Annotated in this window: 12 protein-coding genes; 4 read left to right on the top strand and 8 right to left on the bottom strand. The window is 72.3% G+C overall.

Annotation, left to right across the window (positions count from 1 at the left end):
- Positions 1 to 6: 6 nt before the first annotated feature.
- Complete coding sequence (locus G407_RS30865) at positions 7 to 1098, top strand: COG3904 family protein (protein WP_156917716.1); 1092 nt, start codon at positions 7 to 9, stop codon at positions 1096 to 1098.
- A 61-nt stretch (positions 1099 to 1159) separates the two neighbouring features.
- On the opposite strand, the gene G407_RS0124565 is transcribed toward G407_RS30865, so the two are convergent.
- From G407_RS0124565 to G407_RS29935, 8 genes are all read right to left on the bottom strand, one after another.
- The gene (locus tag G407_RS0124565) at positions 1160 to 1678 is read right to left on the bottom strand and encodes a hypothetical protein (protein WP_029032931.1); all 519 of its coding nucleotides are present in this window, start codon (positions 1676 to 1678) and stop codon (positions 1160 to 1162) included.
- Positions 1679 to 1899: 221 nt separating this feature from the next.
- Positions 1900 to 3207, bottom strand: a complete 1308-nt coding sequence (locus G407_RS0124560) for an McrC family protein (protein ID WP_029032930.1) — start codon at positions 3205 to 3207, stop codon at positions 1900 to 1902.
- Complete coding sequence (locus tag G407_RS29955) at positions 3204 to 4709, bottom strand: AAA family ATPase (RefSeq protein ID WP_156917715.1); 1506 nt, start codon at positions 4707 to 4709, stop codon at positions 3204 to 3206. The genes G407_RS0124560 and G407_RS29955 overlap by 4 nt, the downstream gene beginning before the upstream one ends.
- A 109-nt stretch (positions 4710 to 4818) precedes the next feature.
- Positions 4819 to 5064 carry a hypothetical protein gene (locus G407_RS29950; RefSeq protein ID WP_043540528.1) on the bottom strand — a complete coding sequence of 82 codons (246 nt, stop codon included), beginning with the start codon at positions 5062 to 5064 and terminating at the stop codon, positions 4819 to 4821.
- Between the two features lie 44 nt (positions 5065 to 5108).
- A complete protein-coding gene (locus tag G407_RS0124550) occupies positions 5109 to 8285 on the bottom strand; it encodes a UvrD-helicase domain-containing protein (protein ID WP_043540527.1) in 3177 nt (1058 codons plus the stop codon).
- The gene (locus tag G407_RS29945; protein WP_043540526.1) at positions 8285 to 10951 is read right to left on the bottom strand and encodes a PD-(D/E)XK nuclease family protein; all 2667 of its coding nucleotides are present in this window, start codon (positions 10949 to 10951) and stop codon (positions 8285 to 8287) included. The genes G407_RS0124550 and G407_RS29945 overlap by 1 nt, the downstream gene beginning before the upstream one ends.
- Positions 10952 to 11082: 131 nt before the next feature.
- Entirely contained in the window at positions 11083 to 12336 is a 1254-nt protein-coding gene (locus G407_RS32410; RefSeq protein ID WP_210163161.1) for a PGN_0703 family putative restriction endonuclease, read from the bottom strand.
- Between the two features lie 93 nt (positions 12337 to 12429).
- A complete protein-coding gene (locus tag G407_RS29935; protein WP_084327793.1) occupies positions 12430 to 13098 on the bottom strand; it encodes a recombinase family protein in 669 nt (222 codons plus the stop codon).
- A 90-nt stretch (positions 13099 to 13188) separates the two neighbouring features.
- On the opposite strand from G407_RS29935, the gene G407_RS29930 reads away from it, so the two are divergent.
- The 3 genes from G407_RS29930 to G407_RS0124520 all read left to right on the top strand — a co-directional run bounded on the left by G407_RS29930 (position 13189) and on the right by G407_RS0124520 (position 25540).
- Entirely contained in the window at positions 13189 to 15108 is a 1920-nt protein-coding gene (locus G407_RS29930; RefSeq protein WP_245259174.1) for an ADP-ribosylglycohydrolase family protein, read from the top strand.
- Between the two features lie 218 nt (positions 15109 to 15326).
- Positions 15327 to 22871 carry a sacsin N-terminal ATP-binding-like domain-containing protein gene (locus G407_RS0124525; protein ID WP_029032928.1) on the top strand — a complete coding sequence of 2515 codons (7545 nt, stop codon included), beginning with the start codon at positions 15327 to 15329 and terminating at the stop codon, positions 22869 to 22871.
- Positions 22868 to 25540, top strand: coding sequence for a DEAD/DEAH box helicase (locus G407_RS0124520; RefSeq protein WP_029032927.1), 2673 nt, complete (start codon positions 22868 to 22870; stop codon positions 25538 to 25540). Before G407_RS0124525 ends, G407_RS0124520 begins: the two co-directional genes overlap by 4 nt.
- Positions 25541 to 25612 lie beyond the last annotated feature (72 nt).

The following is a 25612-nucleotide window of genomic DNA, read 5'->3' as shown; positions in this document are numbered from 1 at the left end:
TAGACAATGAAGTTTGGGGTTGTTTTCCTCCTCACCATGATCGGGGCTCTCTGGGGAGAAATCTGCCAAGCGGAGTCGATGCGCTTCGAATATCAAGGCAGCGGCGGGAACTGCGTCGGTTGCGAATGGGTCATTGCCGACGGCGTCATCACGTCCGAAACACCGGAGGATTTCGAGCGCTTCGTCGAGGACGAGTTCGGGGGCTCAGGAGGACCCATTCTCTACCTCAACTCGGGCGGGGGCAATCTCGCCGCAGGGCTGCGTCTCGGAGAGCTCATTCGGCAGTACGGTTTCTCGACCGCCGTCGGCACCTCGGTGCGCAGCCGCGTGTCGAGCCATGCCCACGAGATCGTCCCGGGCGTCTGCGCCTCCGCGTGCGCCTACGCCTTCCTCGGGGGCGTCTCGCGTTCCGCGCAGCCGGGCGAGATCGGCGTGCACCAGTTCTACGACGGGTCCGCCCTCGCCAACCCGACGGAAAAAGCATTCGATGCCTACGACCTGTCGAGCCAGCAGATCATGACCGGCGTGGTCCTCGAGTATGTCGTGCGCATGGGCGCCGGCGCCGAGATCGTCACGTCGGCGGCGATGACGCCGCCGGGAGATCTGCGCTTCTTCGATCAGGACGAGCTGATCGCCTTCCGGGTGACGTGGAGCCCCTGGGAGTTCGAGTCCTGGCGGATCGAGCCCTACAAGTCCGGCGTCGTGGCCTTCACGAAAACCCGAGACGAGACCGGAACGGTGACCGTCTTCTGCCGGCAACCGGGTGTCCTGACGGCCCTCGTCTCGGAGAAGGACGAAAACGCGAGCCGGCGGCTTCAGGAGCCGAATGCGTTCGATCCTCTCAGCATCGTGGAGGGAATGGACGCGTTCGGACATGTCGTGCCCAACACCATGATGCGGACTTTCGCGCGTAACGGGCAGTGGAACTTGGAAGTGACGGTGCCGAACTTCAGCATGGCGCGCGTCCCCGCTCGAGGCGAGACCGTGGACCTCGACGTGTCCAACCACGCCCCTCGCGTCTCGCACGGCCTGAGCCGCTTCCTGCCGCGAACGTCCTTCGCGGAAACCGTCGGCGTCGCCCTGCGGAACTGCATTTGACTGGGGCGATGCGGATACGCCCGCGCCTGGGGGCTCGACGCGCAGAGGCAGGCCTTGCTCTTCAGCACGGACTGCTGCTCTCGTAGATCTCGACCATCGCCGAGAGAGGATCGGGCCGGATGTCGACCGTGAGGGCACGCCTCGTATCGGGGTCGGTCCAGACGGCTTCGACCCGCGCGACGCCGTACTCGAAGCGGGGCGAAACGCGCTGCGGCGGTCCGAAGAGCTCGATCCTGTTGTCGATGAGGTAAAGCGCCGGCTCTCCTGCCCAGGAGTGTCTGACGACGTGGCAGACGCGCCCCTCGATCACACCCAGCGTTACCTGCATCGGCAACGGGGTATTCGAATCGATCCTCCACGAGCCACTGCGGCCCGCCTCGTAGGTCGGCGTTTCCGCCGTCAGAAACGTTACGTCCGCCCTCTCGGCGACGTCGACGCTGCCGAGATCGTCAAGCTCCCGGAGAGCTTCTTCGATCGTCATTCCAATATCGAAGCCGTAGTGTGGCAGAAATCTCTCTTCCTGCGCCGCGAATGCCTGAGATGTGAACGCGCAGAAAAGAAGCGCATAGGTCGTCTTCAACTTCGATGTCTCCTGAAGCGCCCGGCGTGCTTGCAGCCGGCTGCGGCGTCGTCGCCGGGCTTGTGAGCCGCTTCATGAAGGCGTCCAAGCAATGATGCAAGCAGCCGGGCTTGGCTGTACGGAGCGTACGTCGGGTCGGAGGCGGCGATGTCGGCTCGGTCCGATCGAGCCGGCTGTCGGTCGGCCGTTCCCCCAGAAGTGAACCCATCGGTGCTCCGAATTCAGAGCCCGGTCGCGGCCGCGAGGCTGGGCGTGCCGATCATGGACGCCAGTCCTGTCCTCAAGCGCTCGAGCGCGTCGTCCTCGCGTGTCAGATCGTGCGTGAGGATCGCGATCTCGTCCGCGCAATCGGCCACGCGATGACGGCTCGAGAGCCCTTCATCGGCGCCGAGACCAGGGTGGTGCGGGTACAGCAGGGCGAGACGCGGGCAGGCATAGAGGCGGCCGTAGGCCATCATCTGGTAGACGTCGGCCTGGGAGACGCCCTGTTTAGCGTCGTCGATCCGCGGCGCGAGACGCTTCCACTTGGTGTCGGCGACGAGCAGGATGGCGTCTCCCCGCCGGATGATCAGGTCGGGACGGGTCTGGAACGCCTCCGTCCCGGTCGCGACGTGCGTCAGGCAGAAGCGGCGTCCTCCCTGGGCCACGACCGTCAAGCCCTCGGGGCGCAGCGCGCGGGCGAGCAGGCGGGCGATGTAGGCCTCGAACAGCGCGTTCATGTCGAAGAGGAGCGAGAACCCGCGCCGAGGTTCGAACGAGGTCGTCTGGTAGCGGCCCCCTAGCAGCAGCTGCGCGAGCTCCACCAGATCGCGCCAGCGCATGTTGCCGCGGTCGAGATGGATCCGGTCGAAGGGGAGGCGCCCGGGCGGCGCAAGCGCGACGTCCGCATAGACGAAAGCGAGCTCGCGCAGGAGCCGCCGTGTCCCCTCCCGGCGCGCGTGACCGGCGAGGACGCCGACAGCGGCCCTCATGACCTGGTTGAGCGCGATGTCCGGCGAGAGCGCGTCGTAGCGGCAGGCGAGCTTCTGGGGCGTCGCGAGCAGCGTGGTAGACTGGCGGATCAGGTCGAGACGGCCGCGCAAGGCGGTCAGGTCGCCCTCCTCGGGAACGTAGGCCCGGGGCATTCCGCGGCGTACCGCCTCCGTCAGGCGCTCGGCGAAAAGGCGGATGAGGATCTCGAGAAGATCCTCCCGCTGCTCATCGAGCGCGGTGAGCCGACCGGCGGCGAGGTCGAGATCGAGCGCGACGGCGAGCATGCGCACGAGCCGGCGACGGACCGCGCCCTCGCCGTCCAGACCGTCAATCTTCGGCAGGATCTCGAGCGAGCAGCCCTCGGCAGCGATCACTCCGACGATGTTCCGGGCGCGTAGCCCCGTGCGGCCATGTTCCAGGACGCCCGTCCCGCTCGCGCCGGCGAGCGGCGAGATGCGGGCGGTGGCGGCGATACGGTCCGCCGCGAAGCGCGGGATCTCCTCCGGCCCTTCGCCATAGGCGATGTGCGCCCACTCCGAGACGCTGCGCCGGATCATGCGGCGCCGTAGGCGTCGAGGGGAAAGCTGTCCCGGACGCGCCAGCTCACGCGCGGCTCGGCGCCGTCGTCGTCGAGCCCCGGCGGTGGTTTCAGCTTGATGCGCTCCAGGAACCGCTGGCCCGTCGGATCGCCGAGCACCAGCGCGACCTTGCCCCAGTCCTCGAAGAAGTACTCCTGCAGGAGCGGGATGACCTTGAGGCGCATCGCCTCGTCGACCTCCGCCCGGGTGTGGCAGGCCATGAGGTAGGCGTGGCCGATCTGGCGCTCGCGGTCGACGAGGTACTCGATCCGCTCGTTGACGCGCCGGAGGAACTCGCCGAGGTCGATCCCTGTCGCCGCGCTCGCGGCCGCCAGCAGCTCCGGGCGCGGCATCAGCTCGCGGAAGACGAAACGCCGCCTCAGCGCGGTGTCGAGGAGCGCGATGGAGCGATCGGCGGTGTTCATCGTGCCGACGATGTGGAGGTTGTCCGGCACGCCGAAGGCGTCGCCGGAATAGGGCAGCGTCAGGCGGATCTCGTTCTCGCCGCCGAGGCGCTTGTCGGGCTCAAGCAGGGTGATGAGCTCGCCGAGCACCTTCGAGACGTTGGCGCGGTTGATCTCGTCGACGACGAGCACGAACTGGTCCGGCGGCAGATCGTCCTCGATGGCCTCGCCGGGGAGGAGACGGGCGAGGGCCTCGCGCTTGATATGGTCGTCGGAGAGCCGGTAGCAGGATTGCTGCGTGAACGGCTTGGCGTAAATCTCGTCGACGCCGAGAGGCTCGTCGAGCTTCAGGAGCCAGCGGACGTCGCGGCGATGGTTGTACGTTCGGAAACCCGTCGGGTCGTAACGGTAGTCGCCCGTGATCTCGCCGATGGCGCGGAAGGCATGGTTGCCGGCCGGGACCACGACGAGATCGCCTTCGCGCATGTGGCCACGGAAGCTCCAAACCTGGACCACGTTGCCACTGTTGCCGCTCACTCCCGGTTCGATCTCGTTCCAGCGCGCTTTGACGGCCTCGTAGTCCTTGTAGACCGGATCCGACCAGTCCACCTCACCGCCCCAGCCCAGCACGACGTAGCCGCCGGCGAGCGCACCTTCGTAGACCTCGTCCTCGACGCCGGCTCGGCCGAGCGACATCTTGAAGACCCGCCGCTCGCCCATGTCGAAGGGCGCGCTGCCGCCGCGCTTACGCGCCTGTTCGGCGCGGGCGCAGATCTCCCGGAAGACGCCCTTCACGGGGGCGAGGCGAAAGCCGGGACCGTCGCCGTCCGAGACTTCGCCACCGGTGTCCGGCGAGACCGGTCGGAGGCCCTCCACGAAGTCCTCGTAGGAATAGGATTGGTGGAAGGTGACGAAGCGGCTTTGACCGGCTTCCCGCAGCTTCGCGTAGCGGGCCATCAGCTCCGATCGCTTCTCCGGGACCTCTCCGTCGCACAGGCGAACCGCCTCGGCGGCAGTGGCGTAGGTCTTGCCGGTTCCGGGAGGGCCGTAGAGGATCAGATTCGTCGGGGTGGGCACGTCGACGTCGCCCAGGACGTCGGGACCGGGCGCGAGGTTGGGGGCGTCACGGAAACGGCGATAGCTTTCCAGCGCGTTCCGGAAGCCGTTCAGCCGATGTCGAGAGCCGTCAGAGTTCGGCATCAAGGCCCGATAGGCCGTGCCGCCTTCCTGATAGTTCCTTCGTCAGATCGGCAAGCGCGGAGCGCAGCTGTTCCAGCTTGTCCGTTTCGTAGGCGGCATCGATGTCCGCGAACGGGCTTCCGAGCGCCTGCATCCGCCTTTCGATGGCGCTCACGTAGCTGATGCGGATCCTGGTCGCGGACGGCGCCCGTCCGCTCATCTCCAGCCATGCCTTGAACTCGTCTCTCCTCAACGCCGCCCCTCCGAATTCCCCATCGCAGAAACAAAACGCTCCCGTCAGACGGGCGCGTCGACCTCGACCCGCACGATCCGCCCCACCACCGGCTGGTGCAGCCACAGCTCCCCGCACGGCCGCCCGGTCGCCCGCGTCACCGCGCGCGCGTAGAGCCCCGCCTGCCCCGCAAAGGCGGCGAGGCGGGCGTCGCCGGTTTCGACGCCGCCGGGGAAGCTCTTGTGGTCGACGATGGCGAGGCGATCGCCCGCGTCGACCAGGAGGTCGATGCGCCCGGCGAGCACCCGGTCGCCGTCCGGCATGTGCACCGGCCATTCCGGGGCGAGGCCCGCGTCCGGATAGTGCGCGGCGAGGAAGGCGGCGAGGCGGCGGGACATCTCGAGGAGATCGTCGGGCGCGAGCGGCGCGGCGCCCCAGGCGGCGATCAGGCGGGCGGCGCGGGCGCGGCGGCTCGGCGGATCGAGGGCGGGGTCGTCGCAGGCGAGGAAGCGGTGGCAGGCCTCGCCGATCGCCTGCATGTCGGGCCGGCCCGCGAGGGCGAAGCGCGGGCCTAGATCGATCGTCTCGACAATCCGCGCGCTCTCGGCCGCGACCCCGCTCGGCGCGATCCGCAGCGGCGGATAGGTGCGGCGCGCCACCACCGGGCGGAGGTGATCGACGGGCGCGGGCGCCGCGGAGCCCTCTGCCCGCGGGGTCGGCTCGCCGCGGCATGGGAACGAACGCTTCCCCACGCGCACCATGCCCTCGGCGAAGGAGACGAGCGGCGTCCCGGCCCCGTCGGTCAGCTCGTCGAGCCAGGCGCGGTCCTTGCCGGTGAGGGCGAAGACCAGCGTGTCGCGGGCGCGGGTGAGGCCGACATAGAGGAGCCGCACGCGCTCCAGCCGCTCGGAGGCGAGCGCGGCGACGCCCTCCGGGCTCGTCGCGGCGGTCTCGTCGAGGCCGACGCCCTTCTTCTGGTCGCCGTATGGCCAGGGCCAGTAGCGAAGCACGCGGCCCGCGAGCGGGTCGCGCCAGTCGGGCGTCGCGCCCGTCGCGTTCTCGGCGCGCAGGCCGAAGGGCGAGCCCTTGGCCTCGGATTCGAACTCGGTCAGCACCACGATCGGCCATTCCAAGCCCTTGGCGCGGTGATAGGTGAGCACGTGGACGGCGTCGGGGTGCCGGCTCTTGGGGCGGTCCGCCTTCTCGAGCGCGCCGAGCCAGGCGCAGAGGCCGACCAGCGTGGCGGGCGCGCGCTCGGCCCGGCACTCCTCCTCGTAGGTGGATGCGAGTGCGCGCAAAGCCTCGAGGTCGTGCCAGCGCTCCTCGAGCATGCCCCACGACCCGACGAGGGCGACGAGGCCCGGCAGATGCAGCACCGCGTCCAGCATCTCGGCCGGTGTGAGCTGGGCGGCGCGCTCCCGCAGCGCCTCGAGCTCACCGGCGAAGGGCAGCGCGGCGCGCAACGCCGCGCCGGCGTCCTCGGCGAAGGAGGCGGCGAGCCAGTCCTCGTCGTCGCGGGCGAAGCGGCACAATTCGGCGAGCGCCAGCCTGTCCGATGGATCGGCGACCGCACGCAAGGCGGCCGTCATCAGCTCCGCCTGCGGCGTGGCGAGAAGCCCCGCGCGGTCGACGGCGACGCGCAGGCCCGCATCCGCGAGCGCCTGCGCGATCTTCTCGACCTGGTCGTTGCTCCGGCACAGCACGGCGACGTCGCCGCCGCGGGCGGGGCGGGTCTTCTCCGTGCCCTTGATCCCGACCGGCCATGCCTCGGGCTCGGCGAGAAGCCCGGCGACATGGGCGGCGAGCGCGGCGGTGCGCTCGCCGGCGTTCTTCCCCGCCATGCTCCAGACGGAGAAGGCGGCGGGCGCCCCGTCGGCGTCCTCGCGCGCCGCCCCGTCGAAGGCGATCTCCTCGTCCTTCATGCCGACGCTACGGAAGGGTGGCAGGAAGGCCTCGTTGACGAGATCGACGATCGGCGTGCGCGAGCGCCAGGACTTGCGAAGATAACGTGTCGCGCCGCCCGTCCCCGCCGTGATCCCCTGCGCCGCGGCGAGCGTCAGCTCCGGGTCCGCGTCGCGGAAGCCGAAGATCGACTGCTTCGGATCGCCGACCCAGACGCTGACCGGCACGATCCGTGCGAGCGCCGAGAAGATCGCCACCTGGATCGGGCTCGAATCCTGGAACTCGTCGACGAAGACGGCGTCGATCAGCTCCTTGAGGCGCTCGCGGTTCGCGGGATCGCGCAGGATGTCGAGCGCGAGCATCTCCTGGTCGACGAAGTCGACGAGGCCGCGCTCGCGCTTGTGGGCGGCGTAGGCCGTCATGCAGCGCGCGGCGCAGGCGAACAGAGCCGCGACGAAGGCCGCGAGGTCCGCGCTGAGGCGCGGATGGCGGGGATGCGCGGCAGCGGCGGTCTTCACGTCGTCGAAGAGGTGGGCGTCCGCCTTCGTCTTGCCGATCTTGGACAGGCGAGCCCAGTCGCTCCACTTGAGCCGATCACCGCGGCGGAGGGTCTCGTGTGCGGTCCGGACCGAGGCGACGTCGGTCCGCCCGCCTTTCGTGAGGCCGTCGAAAACCGCTGGCGTGACTGCCGCGCAAAGGTCGGAAACGGCATTCGCGAGCGCCCGATCGAGGCTCTCGGCCGTCTCGCCGGGATGAGGAGCAGCCAGGCAGCGTCGAAGCCCGGCAATCGAGTGCTCCGCGCACCGGTCCATATCGGCGGCGCCGAGCCCGTTCAGCTGAGCCGCGGCGACGATGCGCCGTACGTCGCCGCGCCACCCCTTCTTCATGGAGCCGTGTTGCTCCCGATCGTCGTCATCAATGTCGAGCAGCTCCGCGATCGCGCCGATCTCGGCCGCGTGCGCCTCCATCGCCTCGCCGGTGGCGCGGGCGAAGAGCACGGCCTGCCGGTCCTCGGCGATCACTTCGGCGAGCGGGGAGCGGCCCAGCGCGAAGGCGAAGGTCTCGATCAGCGTGCCGCAGACGCTGTTCACCGTGCCGATCCGAGCCGTGAGCATCGCGGCGGCGATGTCCGCCCTGCCCTGCTCGATGAGCTTTGTGCGAATGCGCGCCGAGAGCTCGCCGGCGGCCTTCTTGGTGAAGGTCGCGGCGAGCAGGCGGTCTGGCTCGAGATCGCCCGCGATGGCGCGGGCGATCTCCTCGACGAGGCTGTAGGTCTTGCCGGTGCCGGCCGAGGCGATCAGCGAATCGACGCGGCCGAAAGCGGGCGGGGTGTGGCTCATCACGCGCTCCTCACCCGGCACAGGCCTCGATAATCGCAATACTTGCATTCCACCTCGCGCACGAGCGGTAGGTCCTGCGGCTCGTACGCCTCGCAGCCCTCCACCCCGCGGGCGACGAGACGCCCGCCTTCCGCCGCCTCGCGCCAGAGGCGGTAGGTCTCGCGCATGGCCGCCCAGGTCTCGGGGAGCGTGCGGGCGGCCGCCACCTCGTAGCCGGCCAGCCCCTCCCCGGCGGGCGTCGCGAAGAGGCGCTGGCGCAGGAGGAAGTATCCCGCCCGCGCGCCGACGCCGCCCCGCACCGCGGCGTAGGTCGCGAGCTGGATGGCGCGGCCGTCCTCGATCTCCTCGCGTCGGCGCTTCGGGCTGCGGGTCCATTTGAGATCGACGATCACGATGCCGCCGCGCGCGTCCTGCGCGACGAGGTCGATCTTGCCGTGCACGGGCAGCCCCTCGACCTTGGTATCGAACGGCTCCTCGGTGGCGACGACGGTCAGGCCGTTGTCGTCGAGGAGCGTCGCCAGCGTCGCCATCGCCTCCGGCAGGCGGCGGCGGGCGAAGGCGAGGTCGATCGCCGCCGCGGGATGGCGCAAGGGCGCGGCGAGCATGTCGATCAGCGCGTCGAGCCGCGCTTGCGTCGCCTCGGCGGCGGCGTCCGGCGCCGGCGGCGGGCCGGGCCGGAAGATCTCGACCGAGAGGGCATGGGCGAGGTTGCCGATCAGCCGCTCCTCGTCGCCGATCGCCCGCGCCTGGCCGGGATAGAGCCCCGCGACGTGGCGCAGCGCCCACGCGAGCGGGCATGCGGCGAGGGTCTCGAAGGCGGTCGCCGACTGCCGGCGCCCGGCGAGCCGGGCGGCGAAGTCGGCCGGCGTCGGCCACAGGAACCGGGCGCTCGGCGGCGCGTTCGCCGTCGCTGGGAGGCGGGCGAGGTCCCGGCCGCACAGATGCGTCGCGGGGGCGGCGAGCGCCTCCTCGAGGCGGGCGCGCGTGCCGAGCACCTTCAACGCGGGCGCGATCCGGTGGGCGAGCGGGTGCAGCGCGTCCTCGTCGTGCGCCTCGAGGCCGGGCGCGACGAGGAGGATGCGCTCGCGGGCGCACAGCACCGCCCGCTCCCACGCGGCGGCTGCCGCGGCGGCGGCGCGGGCGGGCGTGTCGGGACGGACGCCGACGGCTTCGAGCGCCTCGCGCTCGGCCTTGGTCCACGGGCTCTGCGCCGCGGCGTCCCCGGGCGCGACGAAGTTCCACCAGACGAGCGTATCGACCGGGCCCCAAACGGCGCCCGGATGGGCGACGCAGCGCCAGGGCGCGGCCTCGGCGACGGCCGCCGGATCGGCCTCGCCCACGTCCAGCGCCTCGTCGACGATGCGCGCGACGAGCGTGCGCGGATAGTGCGCGCGCCCGAGCGCGACGAGGGCGCGGCGGACGTCGTCGGCGAGGCGCGCGGTGGCGAGGAAGAGGGGATCTTGCGTCGTGGCGTGGCGGGCGACGGCCCAGGAGGCGGCGCGGTCGCAGATCGCGAGCGCCTGCGCGGCCGGCATGCCGGCGACCGGGTCGGCGCAATCCGGATCGGCCCAGGCGCGCCAGCGCTCGAGACGGCGCGCGGCGTGGGCGGCGTCGCCCTCGGCGTCCGCGAGCGCGTCGGCCTCGATCGTCTTCCACGCCTCGCGCCATGCCTCGCCGCCCCGACCCGGCGCCTCCTCCAGCGCTCGCGCGAGACGCCCGGCGGCGCGGCGGGCGATCGGCCCGTCGGGAAACGTCAGGAGCTGCATCAGCGCGTGCGGATCGAACGGCGCCCAGGCGACGGCGAAGCCGAGATGGAGCACCTGCAGCGTGCCGCGGCGCGGCGAGCGCAGGCTGCGCCCCGCCCGGGGCTGGCCCGCGGCGGCGAGCCCGTGGTCGAGCAGCCGGCTGTCGCCGCCCTCCGCGACCAGAGTCGCGGTCGCGCCGGCGGGCGCCCCGTCGACCCATTGCCCGACGAGCTCGGCGGCGAGCGGCGCGCTGGCGCAGGCGGCGAGCGTGAGGCTGCCATCCGGCGCGCCGGCGACGCCGCCGCCCTCCACCAGCCAGCGCTGGAGCCGCCCGAGGGCGGTCTCGGCGGGCGCCGCCGGGGCGAAGGCCATCTCCTCGACGACCACGCCCAGAGCCTCCAGCCGATCGACGAGACGACGCAGCCCCGGCGGCAGGTGCGCGCGACGATCGACCAGCCGCACCCGGCCGAGGCGCGCGACGCAGGGCGCGTCGATCTCGGGGATGAGCCGCGCGATCCGGTCCGGCAGCCCCGCGGGGAGCCCCTGCGCCGCCCGCTCGGCGGCGGCGAGATCCGCGAGGCGCGGCGGGGCGAGGTCGTGGTCCGCCGTCCACCCGGCCTCGACGAGCCCGTCGCGCCAGCGCAGCAGCACCCGCGCCGTCGCCCACGCGTCCGCCTCGATCGAGCGCGCCCAGAACCGCCCCGGCCCCGCCGCCTCAAGCGCCCGCTGCCACGCGGCGATACGGGTCACCGCGCTCGCCGTCGGGGCCGAGAGGCCGCAGAACGTCTCCAGGATGTCCACGAGCCCCATCGGCCCGACGACCGGCGACCCGAGCGCCCCCGTCGCTCCGCCGCAGCCGTCCGGCGCGCCGCCGGCGTCGAGGGAGAGGCCGAGGACGACGTCCAGGCGGGGAATTGGCATGAGGGTCCAATCTCTTCCGTGATCGGCGCTTGGGCGCGAGCGAATCGGGACGTTGCGCGATGAACTGTGCTGAACCCTACGAATGCGATCGACTTGCCGCAACGTCGCGTACAGCGCTTCTCACAGCCGGATCACGGCGCGAGGCCGAACCGGGCCGCGAGCGCGCCCGCATGCTCCCGAAGGCGCGCGTCTTCCGAGGCCCCCCAGCAGGCGAGAAGGTCGGCGTACGACAGCGCGGCGAAGCGGACCTCGTCGCCCGTGACGCGATCCGCGAACCGGGCGATCTCCGCCCGATGCTCGTCGATCGCCTCGCGCGGAACGGCCGCACCGTCGGGCCAGGAGACGGGCTCGGCGTAGAGGTAGACGAGTAGCGGGGTCTTCCCCTCGTGCGCTTCCCGATGCACGGCGGAGCGCAGGCCGAAGGCGTGCTTCACGAGCTGCGCCGCGTCGAGGCGGCGGAAGCCGGCGGCGCCGGCGCGCAGGTCGTCCCGCATCGCCTCGTAGCGCCCCATCCGCTCGCCCCAGACCGGGCGGTCGTAGGCGTCGGAAAGGTCGGGGGCGCTCTTCGCGCGGTACGGCTCGTAACGCTTCGACTCGATGCCGAGGAGCGCCGTCTCCGTTTCGACCAGGACGTCGAGGCAGGGATGCCGTCCGCCCGCCCAGGGGAAGCGTACGACCGCCTCGAGCGCGACGGACCCGGCGCCGGCGCATTCGGGAACGTTCGGCAGCTGGGGCAGGCGCGCCGGGTCTGCCAGGAACGGGCCGAAGGCGTTGGCGGCGAGCGCCGAGGACGATTCGGGGCTGAGGAACTTTCCGCTGGCGATCTCCCCTCCCGGCGCGGCGCCGAGCGCGTCGATCACGCGATCCGCGGGAACGCTCGGCAGCAGCGAGGCGCGGGCGAGGGCCGTGCGTAGGATCTCCATCGAGCGGCGGTAGCGCGCGGCGCGCTCCGGCGCCGGCACGGGCAGGCGTGCGACACGCGCGGGATCGGAATTGTCCTCGTTGTCGGCGAGCTTGATCAGGATCGCCCCGACGTCCTCGCTCTCCGCGAGCGCACGAATCTTGTCGCCGTAGGCGCCGCCGTCCTTGCGGGTGAGCGCGACGACGCGCGCCACGACGGCCTCCGGGTAGCCCATGGCGCGAAGATCGTCCTGCGTCGTCTGGGTATCCTCGACGACGTCGTGGAGCAGCGCCGCGTGAAGCACGGCCTCGCGCTCCCCCTCCGGGACGAGCCAGGGGCAGCGCTCCAGCCAGGCGCACGTGCGTTCCCGCACCCGAACGAGGTGCCCGACATAGGGCTCGCCCGCCTTGTCGACCTGGCCCGCATGGGCGCGCGTCACGAAGGCGAGCGTTTCGTCGAGGGTGGGGCTGGTCGGGAGGGGCATGAGGAAGCCATCTTCGATAGTCGAGAAGGGGACCATCCGACGGAAGTTCTTTACGCTTCGTAGCATGGCGGCCGCCGTCGTTGCGGCAAGGGCTCAGCTCGACCACATCGTCTGCCGGAGCATCTTGCGGACGGTCTCCTCGGTCCAGGCCTTCCCGGTCTTCGTCCGCACGCCCTCGGAGTTCAGGAGGGCGGCGATGGCCGCGTAGCGCCCGCGGGTCTGCACGATGCGCTCGGCGGCCTCGATCAGCTTCGCCTCGGCCTCTTCGCGGAACTCGGAACGTTGCGCGACGTCGAGCTCGCGCCAGTCCTCGAAGTGGCGGATCGGATCGAAGAGCGTTCCGTCGACGGCGACCGGCGTCGGCTCGATCGGGATGGGCTCGTAGCCGAGCTCGCGCGCGATGCGATCGAGCTGCGGATGCCGGCGCCAATGGCTAGTGCCGTAATCGAACCGTACGTAGACGAGCAGCGGCTCCCGCCCCGCGCAGCGCGCTCGCGCCCTGGCCAGCGCCTCGCCGCAGGCGTCGGTGACGCGATCCGTGCGCAGGTCGATGAACGACACCTCCTCGACGAGCGCCACCGCGTTCTCCCGCGTCCACCCTCGGACGCGCTCCATCTGGTACCGAATCGTGCGGCTCGCCTTCGCCGCCTCCTCCGCATCGCGCGGGAGGCGCGTGAAGCCCGCCCAGTTCACCGGCCGCGTCCAGTAGAAGCCCACCGCCGCGTCCCGGCCTCTCGACTCCCGACCATCCACGTCCCGCATCGCCCCCTCCGATTCCGGAAAACTCCAGCGGCTCCTGCCGCCGCGCTTAGAGGAACGATAAACCGGGGCATGTCAGATGGAGGTATGGATATGATGCACAACCGAAACGACACGCTCCGCATCGCCGAGATCGCCTGGCCCGACAGCATCGGCATGATCGGCGTGACCTTCGCCCCCGGCAAGACCCAGTCCGGCGCGCTTTCCGGCGCGCACGCCCGCGATCTCGCGACGGACCTCGACATGATCGCCGCCTGGAACGCCGCGGCCGTGGTGACGCTCGTCGAGCCCTTCGAGCTCGAGGCGCTGCGGATCCCCACTCTCGGGGAGGAGGTGCGCCGGCGCTTCATGGAATGGCACCACCATCCGATCGTCGACGGCGATGTCCCGGACGCGGCCTTCGAGGCGGGCTGGCCCGACCTGTCCGCACGCCTGCGGCGCCTCCTCGATTGCGGCGGGCGCGTCCTCGTCCATTGCAAGGGCGGGCTCGGACGCGCGGGGTCGGTGGCCGCGCGGCTTCTGGTCGAGGCGGGCGTCGCGGCCGATAGGGCGATGGAGATGGTCCGCGCGGTGCGGCCGGGAGCCATTGAGACCCGGTCCCAGGAGCTCTGGGTCGCCCGGCCGGTCGCGCCTGCTGGAGGCGAGACAGCCGATGTGGAGGAGCGCCGGCGCGACCGGGCGATCGGCGCGTTGCTGGGCCTCGCCGTCGGCGACGCGGTGGGGGCCGCGATCGAGTTCTCGCCCCGGCCAGGCGCGGCGGTCCTCTCCGACATAATGGGTGGCGGCCCGTTCGGCCTGGAACCCGGCCAGTGGACGGACGATACGGCACTGGCGCTGGCGCTCGCGGACAGCCTGCTGGCCGATCCCGACCTCGACCCCGCCGACCTGATGACGCGCTTCGTCTCGTGGTGGCGCGAGGGGACCTATTCCTGCACGGGCGAGTGCTTCGACATCGGCAACGCGACGCGGGGCGCGCTCGGCTTCTTCGAGCGGACCAGCGAACCGATCGCCGGCTCGACCCGCCCGGAGCACTCGGGCAACGGCGCGCTGATGCGGCTCGCTCCGGTCGCCATCCGCCACTGGAGCGACCCCGCACAGCTCGCGCGCGTCGCGGCGCTCCAGACCCGCACGACCCACGGCTCGCCCGACACGCTCGAGGCGTCCGTGATCTACGCCGAGCTGATCGCCCGCGCCATCGCCGGCGAGCGGGTGCAGGCGGTGCTGACGGCGCCCGTGACGGAGCGTGTGCAAGGCGGCTTTCTCGGGCTGCCGCGCGATGCGATCCGCGGATCCGGCTGGGTGGTTCATTCCCTCCAGGCGGCGCTCTGGGCGGTGGCCCGCACGACGGCCTTCCGCGACGCCGTCCTGCTCGCCGCTAATCTCGGTGAGGATTCCGACACCACCGCAGCAGTCGCCGGCCAGCTCGCCGGGGCGCTCTACGGCGCCTCCGGCATCCCGGGCGATTGGCTCGAGCGGCTCGCCTGGCGCGAGCGGATCGAGTTCGTCGCCGCCGCGCTCCTTTCGGAGAGCCTCGGCGAGCCAGCGACCAACGACGACCACGACGAGGAGAACCGCCCCATGCATGCCCCCGTGAGCCCGACCACCCTGACCTCCAACGAGCTCGAAGCCGCCAACCGCGCCGAGGCCACGGCGCTCCTCATCCGCGCCGGCTACCGGGTCTATCGGCCCGAGGCGGACTGCTACGGCGAGGATCTCGTCGTGCGCGCTCCCGACGGCGCGCTGAGGCCGGTGCAGCTGAAGGGCCGCCCGACAGTGGACAAGAAGCGCTACGGCAGGGACGGCGGCATCTGGATGCTCTTCCCCGACCCTAACGGCGGCGCCGCCTTCGCCCGGGAGTGGTACCTCGTGCCCCACGAGACGCTCTATGCCTGGGTCGAGGCGCGGCACGGGCACGCCGCGGGCTGGAAGGAAGCCTGGAGCTATCCGGGCGTCTCGCAGGCGCTGCGAGAGTTTCTCGCGCCGTATGCCAACGCGCGCTGGGCGGCGGGCTGAAGGCGCGGCGGCGCGGGTAGCGCCGGGATCACGTCGGCGCCGTCCTGCCACCCGGCAAAAGCTACCAGGTTCCAACATTTCATATGGCATCATCCGAATCGGGATCAGCACCGATTTCCTGACCCGGCCTTTTGAACAACACTTATAAGCGGTCTGCCCTCCATGCGACTCGATGCGCTTCGTCCGGCATCCGGCGCAGCTGCGAAAGCGACGACATCATGCCGGCTTACGAGCTCGATCACAGCGCCGCCATCAACGCGATCCGCAACGACCTGAAGGACCGCTACCCCACGCGGTTCGCGATCCTGAAGGAGCTGATCCAGAACGCGGACGACGCGGAGGCCGGGAAGCTCGCGCTGCATCTGCTCGCGGGGCTCGACGCCGAGGCCGACAATGCGCTGCTGCGGGGGCCGGGGCTGCTCGTCGTCAACGACGGCGTCTTCGAGGCGAAAGACGCGAAAGGGATCAAGCACCTCTCCGCGAGCAGCAAGACGCAGGACGCCCGCAGCGCCGGGAAGTTCGGCCTGGGGCAGAAGGCGGTGTTCCACCTGTGCGACGCGTTCGTGGTCGCGCCGGTAGGGCATGCGGGGGGCCTCGCCCCGTTCGTGGTCAATCCGTTCCTCGGCATCGAGGCGGCGGCGGCGACAACCGGGGCCTGGGACGACGTCGCGTCGGATCTGGCCCGGATCGAGCGCGCGACGCGGGCGCTCGGCTTTCCGGAGCGCGCGCTCGCGCTGTGGCTGCCCCTGCGGCGGCGCGACCTGCGGCCCGGCGAGCTGCTGACCTTCGCCGAGCCGTGCTTCGACGCGCAGGAGGACCGGCTGCGCCTGATGGCGGATTTCCTCCGCGACCCGGGCGAGCTCGCGCTCATCCTCGCGGCATCGCGCCATCTGGAGCGTCTCAAGATCGGCGGCGACGGCGCCGTGGCCCTGGCGCTCGACCGCGCCGGGGGGCGCCAGGCGGCGCTGGCGGAGGCGGACGAGGACGGGCCCGATCCGAGCGCGCGCGAGAAGAACCCCGACGTCGACCGCGCGTTCTCGGGCGCGATCACGCGGACGTGGCGCGGCGCCGCCGTCGGCCTGCCCTTCGCCGGCCTGGAGCGTCTCGCGTACGCCGAGCCGACATTGCGCGCCATCAAGTCGGGCGAGAGCTGGCCCAGCCGGCTGACCGCGGACGCAACGCCCGTGCCCGAGAAGGCCGAGCCTCACGCCGCGGCGATCCTCGTGCGCACGCAAGCGGATCGGCCGACGCTCGATATCTCCTGGGGCGTCTTCCTGCCGATCGGCGAGACGGACGCGATCCCGCTCCCCGTCGAGGGGCCGGAGGCGAACACGGCCTATCGCCTGCTGCTGCACGGCTATTTCTTCGTCGACGCGGGACGTCGGGGCATTGACGGGTTCGAGGCGTCGGACGAGGCGCCCGCAACCGTGCCGATTCGCTGGAACCGCGCCCTGCGGGATCGCCTCCTGCTGCCGCTCGTGCCGCGCCTCCTCCGCGACGCGCTCGAGCAAGGGCTCGTCGGGCCGGCGGATCTGGCGCGGATCGTCGAGGCGCTCGTCTCGCACGCATGGACCGAACGCCACGGGCGGGCCGTCTGCGCCGAGGCCGTGCTGGCGGAGGTCTGGCGCGAGCCGGGCGGGCTCGCCTGGGACGTCCTCGCCCCCCACGCACGCTTGTGGCCGCTACCCGCGTCGCTGCTCGCCGGGCCCGAACTCGCGGCGCTGCTGCCGGGCCTGCCGGCCTTCGTCGCCGCGCGCGGCTTGTCGATCTGCGCCGCCGACCCGCAGGGAGGCGCGCGCGCCCTCGTCCGCCCCGCCCCAGGCTGGTCGCCCGAGGAGTTGGCGGACCTCCTCGCGCTCGTGCCCGCCTCCGCGCTCAAGACGCCGCGGCTCGCCGCGGCGCTCGTGTCGCTGCTCGATGTCGCGGGCGTCGCCCCCGGGACGGAGCCGGTCGGAGCGCGCCTGCGCGAGCTCGTGCGCCGCGCGATGGGCGAGGAGGGCTCCTTCGCGCCCACGGAGACAATGCGCGCGATCGTCCGCCGCATTCCGCCCGGCTCCGTCGCCTACATCCCCGAGCGGGCCGCGCATCGGGACATTCTCGCCGCCCTCGCGGCGGCTCCCGTCGACGTTCTCGTCGCCCGCGAGGAGTGGCGCGCCGAGGGCGCCGTCTCGCGCCTGGAGAATCGGGGCGCCCTCCTGCCGCTCTTGCGCGCCCTGGAGCGGTTCGTTCTGGACGAGCGCGACGCCGCCCGCGCGGCCGACGCCGTCGTCGCCGCCGACCGGCTCATCGAGGCGAGCGGACGCACGCTCGGCGCGCTCGCCAAGGATCCGGACTTCCGCGACGTCCGCCTGGTCCCGGTGACGCGCCAGGCCGCCCAGCAGCGCGTCTCGCTGTCCCTCGGCGAGCTGGACCGCGCGGCGGAGGCCGGGGCGCTCTATCTCGGCGTGCCGCCGACCCGGACGAACGCGAAAGCGCTGCTTCAGGCGCTCCCCGGGCTCGAGCTCTACGTCGCCGCCGGCGTGCACGCCGATCTCCTCGGGACGCTGAGAAGCCGCGACTGGCGCCTGTCGACGGACGCGATGGTCGCCTGCATCGACAGGGCTCGGCGGTTCGGAGACGGGCCGGCGCGGCGCGCGCTCCTGAAGGCCATCGCCGCCGATGGCGCGCTCGGCCCGGACCGTTGGAGCGCGGTGCGGCGGCTGGCCGCCGGCATCGCCGAGGCCGGCGACCCTCGTGCGCGCGTCCACATCGTCGATCCCGCGCTCGCTCCGCTGCTGGAGCGGCTGATCCCCGCGTCGCAGAACGTGTTCGTCGCGCCCCGCGACGTGGTGAGCGCGATCGACGAGCAGGATCGCCCCGCGATCGGGCTCGCGCCCATCGATCCCGAGACGCTCGAGCGCATTCTCCGCGCCGCGCTGGAAGCGGGGCGGCTCCCTCTCTCTCCGGAGGACGCGACGGCGCTGCTGGAGGCGCCGCTCTCCGACGCCCTCCTGGCCGACCTTCCCCTGCACGAGACGGAAGCGGGCCGCTTCGTCGCGCTCGACGAGACGGTCTGCCGCGCCGCCGACCGCCGCGTTCCCGATTTCCTGAGGCCCGTTCTCCAACGGGTGCGCCCCGCGGCGAGCGCGCTCGCCCGCGCCCAGCAGGAGCGTGTCGTGCCGCCTCACGATGCGCAGGCGGAGCTGCGCGCGGCCCTCGCCGGCCTCTCGATGGGCCTCCTCGACGCCGACGCCTTGCGCGGCGTCGTGCTCGACGCGCTCGGCGACCTCGAAGGGCCGCTCGACGGCGTGCTGCGCGAGCGCTTGCGTGCGCGCGCCTGGCTGCGGCTCGGCGATCGGCTGGTCGCGCCTCAGGACGTGCTGCGTCTCCCTCAGGCGGTCGACGAGGCCTGCCGCCGCCTGCTCGGCCGGGACGACGAGGCGAGCTTTCACGCGGCGGCGAGCCTGCCGGCGCAGGTGCGCGAGCATCCCGGCTTCGCGCGACTCCAGAGCGAGGTCCTGCCGAGCGACGCCGATTCGATCGACGCGCTGGCGCTCCAGGTCGAGGCGCTCGGCGTTCTCGGGCTCCCGGTCGCATGGGAGGCCGACACCGCGCGCGACCTCGGCGCGCTCGCCGCGCACGGCGTCGACCTGCACCTGCCCGGCTGGCCCTTGGGGCGCGCGGTGATGGACGGGCCGGAGGCGGTCGTCTCCGGCCGGGCGGCCGTCCTGCGCAGCCTGCGCGCCGCAGAGACGTTCGAGGACCCCGAAGCGGCCGCCGAGACCATGGCCGTGCTGGCGCGTCCGGCGGCGCAGACCGGTCATGCGGCCGAGGCGGCGCGGCGCTGCTATCGACGCCTGTTCGAGGCGCTCGGCGGTCTGCCCGAGGCGCAGCGCCGCGCGATCGTCGCGCGCATCGACGTGCCGACCCGGGACGGGTCCTGGCGCAGCGGCCGCGCCGTGGCCGCCCGAGGCCACGGGCTCGCGCCGTCCTGCCTTCTGGACGAGAGCTTTGCAGACGCGCTGGCCAAGGCATCGGACGCGGCGGACGGGCCCGAGAGCGGCCCCGACCGCGACCAGCCTCGGGTCATCGATGCCGCCGCCCACGGCGACCTCGATCGGCGCTCGGCCGAGAGCTTCGCCTTCTTCCTCGAGCGGCTGCGCGGACGCGTTCCGCCGGAACTGGCGCTCACGCTCCTGGCGCTCGCCGGGCGCTCCGAGCCGATGCGCGAGGCGATGCGCGCCTGGACCGGTCAGGCGATCTCCGGCATCGGCGAGCATATCGGCCGCATCGACGCCGCCCTCGAGCCGGCCCTGTCGGGATTTCGCCTCGAGGAGGAGATCGCGGCGCGCCGCATCGTGCTCGAGCCGGCGCGAGCGGCCGTCTCGCGCCAGGTCGCCCTATCCGGCGAGCCGTTCGACGCCCCCATCGGCGACGACAAGGCGCTCGTCGTGGGCGCCGGCCACGAGAACGGCGCGCCCGTGCGCGATCCGGACGGCGCGCGCCTGCGGCTGCACGTGGTGCAGGTGCAGGAGCGCGCGCTCGACGGCCTCTCGGCCCAGGACGTGATCGAGGCGGTGCGCGGGCTCGTGCGCATCGTGACCGAGGAGTGCCTCGCGCTGCACATGGACGCCCAGCGCGCCGCCGTCGCCACGCTGCCGGGGATGCAGGGCGGTCCGTCGCAGGATCTCGTCGAGCACACTCAGGCGGCGCTGCGGGAGGCGTTGCCGACCCTGCTCCGGCAGGTCAAACCGAAGGCGGACGCCGTGATAGGCCCGCTCGTCGCCCGTTACGAGGCGGCGACGCGGCAGCGGCTTCTGGTGACGAGCAAGCCGGATCCGGACGCCCGCCGCCGCAGCGAGCGCGAGCTCTGGGACGCGCTCGTCCGGCTGCCGGAAGCGCAAGCGAGCCTGCTCGCCCTCGTTCGCTACCGCCTCGTCGAGTTCGGCTACGACCCGAGCCGCGCGGTCTTCGAGCTGTTCCAGAACGCCGACGACGCGACGCGCCAGCGCGACGGCGCCGACGCGCCGAGGGCCTTCCGCCTGGAGGCCTCGGCGAGCGGCTTCGAGGCCGTGCATTGGGGCCGGCCGATCAACGAGCGCGGCCGCGACCGCGATGCGGGCGAGCGGCTGGGCCATCACCGCGACCTCGAGAACATGCTGATGCTCCACGGCTCCGACAAGCCGGGCGAGCGCACGACGACGGGCAAGTACGGCCTGGGCTTCAAGGTCGTGCACGGGCTCGCGAGCGAGGTGCGGGTCGCCTCGGCCCTCCTCGGCGTGCGGATCGTGGGCGGCATGCTGCCGCTGCAATGGCCCGAGGGCGCGCGGGCCGCGGCGCGGCACAGGCGCGACGACGCCGAGGCGACCCTCGTGAGCCTCTCCTTCGACGCGGACGCGGTCGCGAACGGGCGGGAGGCGGTCGCCGTTTTCGCGCGCGCGGCGCCCTGGGTTCCGCTCTTCGCCAAGGCGATCCGGCGCGTCGAGATCGTGGAGGAGGAGCGGTCCGTGTCCTTCGAGCGGGCGGATGTCGAGCGGCCGCTCGCGGGCGTTCCCGGCGCGCGCGTCGTCTCGGTGGTGGGAGATCGCACCTACGACGCCCTGATGCTCGACCTGGAGGACGGCTTCCGCATGGCGGTCTCGCTCGGCGAGAGCGGGCCGGTTCGGTTCCCGAAGGGTCCGCGCCTGTGGTGGACCGCGCCGCTGGAGCACGCGGTCGAGAGCGGCTGGATGATCGACGGCCCGTTCCGCCTCAGCCCCAACCGCACGGCTCTGGCCGACGACCCGGAGGATCGCGAGGAGGCGTTCGCGCGCATGGGCCAGGCGCTCGGGCGGCGGCTGAAGGACCTCGTGCGCGCGACCTCGGACTGGACGGGTTTCTGCGCGCATATCGGCCGCGACCCCGGCGAGGCGACGCGCGAGCGCTTCCTCGAGCGGCTGTGGGGCCTGTTCCGCGTCGATCTCGACGATCCGCTCGCGCAGCATCTGCACGGCGAGGGATGCGGAGTCGCGGCGCTCGCGGCGGAGGCGCCCGTCGCGCCGACCGGCGTGCCGGCGCCGTTCCCGCAGCACGTCCGCCTCGGCGAGGGGATGGTCGAGGCGGTGGACGCCCTCGCGGACGAAGGCCTTCTGCGAACCTTGGCCGGTCTTGGGATCGCGGACGACCTGCCGCCGCTGGTCTCGCGCGCCGCCGCGCACGACCTGCGCCGGCTCGGCGCCGAGCCGCAGCGGCTCGGCATGGCGAGCCTGATCGACCGCGTGCTCGGCGCGCAGGCGCGGGTGTCACCCACCGTCGCCGCCGAGCTGGGCGCGCTGGTCGACCCGAGCGCGCTGACGAGACCGCCGCTCCAGGTCGAGTACGCGGAGATCCTCGCAGCCGCACGCCGGGCTCATCTCACCGATCGGACCGGCGCGTGGCGTCGCGCCGGCGTCCTCGTGGCGCCCCGCTCGGGAGACGATGCGGAAAACCTGCGCGCGCGCTTCGCCCCGCCCGACCGCGTCCTGGACGACAGCTACGACCGGAACGCTCTCGGCTTCGTGCTGATCGCCCGATCGGGCTACGGCCCGAACGGCGAAACCCTGCGCGCCTGGGCGAGCACGGCGCAGAGCCCCGATGCACGAGAGGCGGTGCTCGCCTATCTCGTCGACCACGACGAGAGGCACGACTTCAAGGACGCGCTGCTGCGCGACCCGCCGCATTGGATGCGTCCGCTCGAAGGGCTCGCCGCTGGAGACCTGACGGCTGCCTGGACGCGCGAGCGCCGTAACACCCTCCTCGCGAAGTTGATCGGCGACGAGCGCGAGTTCTGGTCCCCCGCCCCGATCACACCGACCCTCGTCGACGTCGTCGCCCCGACCGCGTCGGCGGAGGAGTGTCTCGGCGCGATCTGGGATTGGTGGGAGGAGAACCGGGAGGCGCTCGTGCGGCGCTACGAGGAGCGTACCTATCCCCGCGATCTCGCCCCCGCCTCGCTGCCGCGCGCCGCCGGCCGCACCGGCCTCGCCGAGCGGGACCGCTGGTTCTCCTTCCTCGCGCTCGCCTGCTTCCAGGGCTTCGGCGGTGCGCAGGACGGACAGCACCGCTCCTTCCTCGAGCGCGCCGCCGCCGAGGGCTGGTGGAGCGAAATCGGGCGCGCCGACGCGCCGGACGATCCGGCCGTGTGGCACCGGCGCCTGCGCGCGTGGTCGGGGGCCGAGGAGCTCGACCTCTCGCACTGGCGCTGGCGCCGCGCGCTCGTCGACCTCTATAAGATCGGCCGCTGGCTGCCGACCTACGCCTGGATCGCGACCGTCTTCCCACAGGCGGTCCGGTCGTCGGGACCCGTGAGCCTGTCGAATATCCTGACGCCCTCCTACTCGCCGATCTTCCGCGAGGCCGGCATCGAGGCCGCCCCGCTGGTGCGGACTTTGGGGCTCGGCGCGAATTGGATGATCCGCGAGCTCGGGCGCACCGGATTCTGGACAGTCGAGGAGCGGGCGGCGGCGGCGCCCTACGGCTGGTGCGGGACCGCGCGGGTGCGCAAACTGCTGAATCGGCTCGGGGCCGGGCTCGAGGACGAGGCGGACATGGATGTGAGCCCCGCGATCTGGCACTTCGTGTCGCAGCATCTCGGCGACCGCGCGGACGCCCTGCTGCGCGACGGAGACCTGCCTCTGCAGACGATCGCTCGAAAGGAGTTCCAAGGCGAGCTCGCCGGTTGCCTCCGGGGCGATCCCGACGAGCCCTGGGAGTACGTGATCGGGGACGACGAGGACGAAGGCGTGGCCGAGGAGAGCCTGGCATGACCCCCACCTTCGAGCCGGGCGCCGCCGTCCGTCACGATCGCCACGGCGAGGGCGTCGTCGTCGTTCAGGCGGGCGATCTCGTCGTCGTCGAGTTCGAGAGCGCGATCCAGCGCGTCCCGGCAGGCGAGCTGAGGCCGGCCGCGAGCCTCGCCGCGGCGCTGGCCGGCGGGGCGCTCGGCGATCCCGTTGAGGCGGTTCTGCGGGGGCAGGCGCTCGCGATCGGGTCGGTGAACGACCAATGGGGCGTGTTCTCGCGCTCGCGCGTGCAAATCCTGCCGCATCAGCTCTGGGTCTGCCGCAAGGTGACGAGCACCTGGCCGTTCCGCTGGCTGGTCGCCGACGATGTCGGGCTCGGCAAGACGATCGAGGCGGGGCTCGTGCTGATGCCGCTCATCGCCTCGGGCCGCGTCCGCCGCCTGCTCGTGCTCGCGCCGGCGAAGCTCGTGCCGCAATGGCGCGCGCGCCTCAAGACGATGTTCGACATCAGGCTCCAGCAATACGTCTCCGCCTCCGACAGCGCGCGGAGCAATTTCTGGGACACGGCGACGATGGCGGTCGCCTCCTTCCATACGCTGCGCTCCGACAGCCGCGGCGCGCGCGGTCGCTTGCTCGACGCCGAGGGGTGGGACCTCGTCATCGTGGACGAGGCGCACCACCTCAATCTCGACGAGCGCAGCGGCGACACGCTGGCCTACGGCCTGCTTCGCGAGCTGCGCGACCGCGGCAAGATCGAGAGCCTGATCCTGTTCACCGGGACGCCGCACCGCGGCAAGGACTGGGGATTCTTCGGCCTCATGAACCTGCTGCGGCCGGACCTGTTCGATCCGCAGGCGGACCGCGCAGAGCAGCTTCCGCGCCTGTCGCAGGCGATGATCCGCAACAACAAGGCCACCGTGACCGACCTGCGCGGACGCCGGCTGTTCGAGCCCGTGCGCACGCAGAGCCGCGACTACGCCTACTCGCCGCATGAACGCGAGTTCTACGACACGCTCAGCGCCTTCATCCTCGACGGCCGCGCCTATGCGATCAGCCTCGGCGGACGCGCGCAGACCGCGCGCATGCTCGTCCTCGTGACGCTCCAGAAGCTCGCTGCGAGCTCGGTCGCCGCGATCCTGAGCGCGCTCGGCAAGCGGCGGGCCAAGCTCGCGTCGATGCTCGCCGGCGCCCGCGCCGGAGGCGCGTCGCAGACGGCGGGCCCGGAGGAGGCCGACGACGAAGACGCCGCCGGCGATTTCGCGGAGCTCTTGCTCGCCGACGAGATCTCGCGGCTGGACGAGCTGCTCGCGCTCGGGCGTGCGATTCCGCGCGAGACCAAGATCGAGCGCATGCTGGGCCTTCTCGAGAACGAGATCGCGGCGGGCGAGCAGGTCCTGTTCTTCACGGAATACAAGGCGACGCAGGCGCTCGTCGTCAACGCCCTGCAGGAGCGTTTCGGCTTCGGCAGCGCCACCTTCATCAACGGCGACGAACGTCTCGACGGCGTCGCGACGCCGCTCGGTCCGCGGACGCTCTCGGTCGGGCGCGAGGCCGCCGCCGACGACTTCAACGGCGGGGCGGTGCGCTTCCTCGTTTCGACAGAGGCGGGCGGGGAGGGCATCGATCTCCAGGAGCGCTGCTCGACGCTGGTGCACGTCGACATGCCCTGGAACCCGATGCGGCTGCACCAGCGCGTCGGCCGGCTCTCCCGCTACGGGCAGACGAAGACCGTCGACGTCTTCCTGATGCGAAACCCCGACACAGTCGAGGCGCGGATCTGGGACCTTCTGACGGAGAAGCTGCAACGCATCCAGGACGCGCTCTCGAACGCGATGGAGGAGCGCGAGGACATCACCCAGCTCGTCATCGGGATCGCCGGAGAGGCGTTCTTCGACGAGCTCTACGCGGGCGCGCAGGGCCGCTCCGGGGAGAGCCTCGCCGCCTGGTTCGACCGAACCGCGAGCACCTTCGGCGGGCGCGACGTGATCGACACGGCGCGCGACCTGTTCGGCAACGTCGCCCGGTTCGACTTCCAGGCGGTCGGCCGCGACGTGCCGCAAGTCGACCTGCCGGCGCTCGAGCCCTTCTTCGCCGGCGTGCTCGCGCATCATGGCCGGCGCGTCGCACGCGCGGAGGACGGCGCGCTCGCCTTCAAGACGCCGGACGCCTGGCGCAGCCGGTCGTGGAGCGTCGACGAGCGCTACGAGGGGCTCGTCTTCGACCGCACCCTGAAGGGCGAGGGCGCCGCGACCCGCGTCCTCGGGGTGGGGCACCAGCTCGTCAACCTCGCGCTAGACGACGCACGCGCGCTGGAGGTCCGCTCCGCCCGCCTCGACGGCCTCGAGGCGCCGCTCCTGATCGCGTCCGTGAGGGATGCGGTGACCGGGCTCGGCGCGACGGCGCGCCGCGTCGTGCTCGGCGCGACCGAGCGCGGCGCGGGAGAGGTCGAGATCCTTGCCGACTGGGAGCTGCTGGTTCGTCTCAACCATATCGCGACCGTCGGACGCCGCCGCGCCGCCCGCCCGCACGAGGCGGAGGACGCGAGCGACGCGGCTCGCGTGTCCGCACGGCTCCTCGCGGCGCTGGCGCAGGCCCTCCCGACCCGGGTGGGGCTGTTCGCCCGGCCCGAGGCGAGCGCCGAAATGCTGCTTCTGCCCGCTGGACCTCCGGCCGAGCCGGAGCCGTCCGGCTGACGGAGCGGCAATGGGGCTTTCGACGCGCCGCGAAAGCTCGTACAGGAAGCCGAACACTGACACCATGTGGGC

The sequence above is a fragment of the Salinarimonas rosea DSM 21201 genome, assembly GCF_000429045.1.
Lineage (GTDB): Bacteria > Pseudomonadota > Alphaproteobacteria > Rhizobiales > Beijerinckiaceae > Salinarimonas > Salinarimonas rosea.
This window is presented reverse-complemented; position numbering and strand designations above follow the sequence as displayed.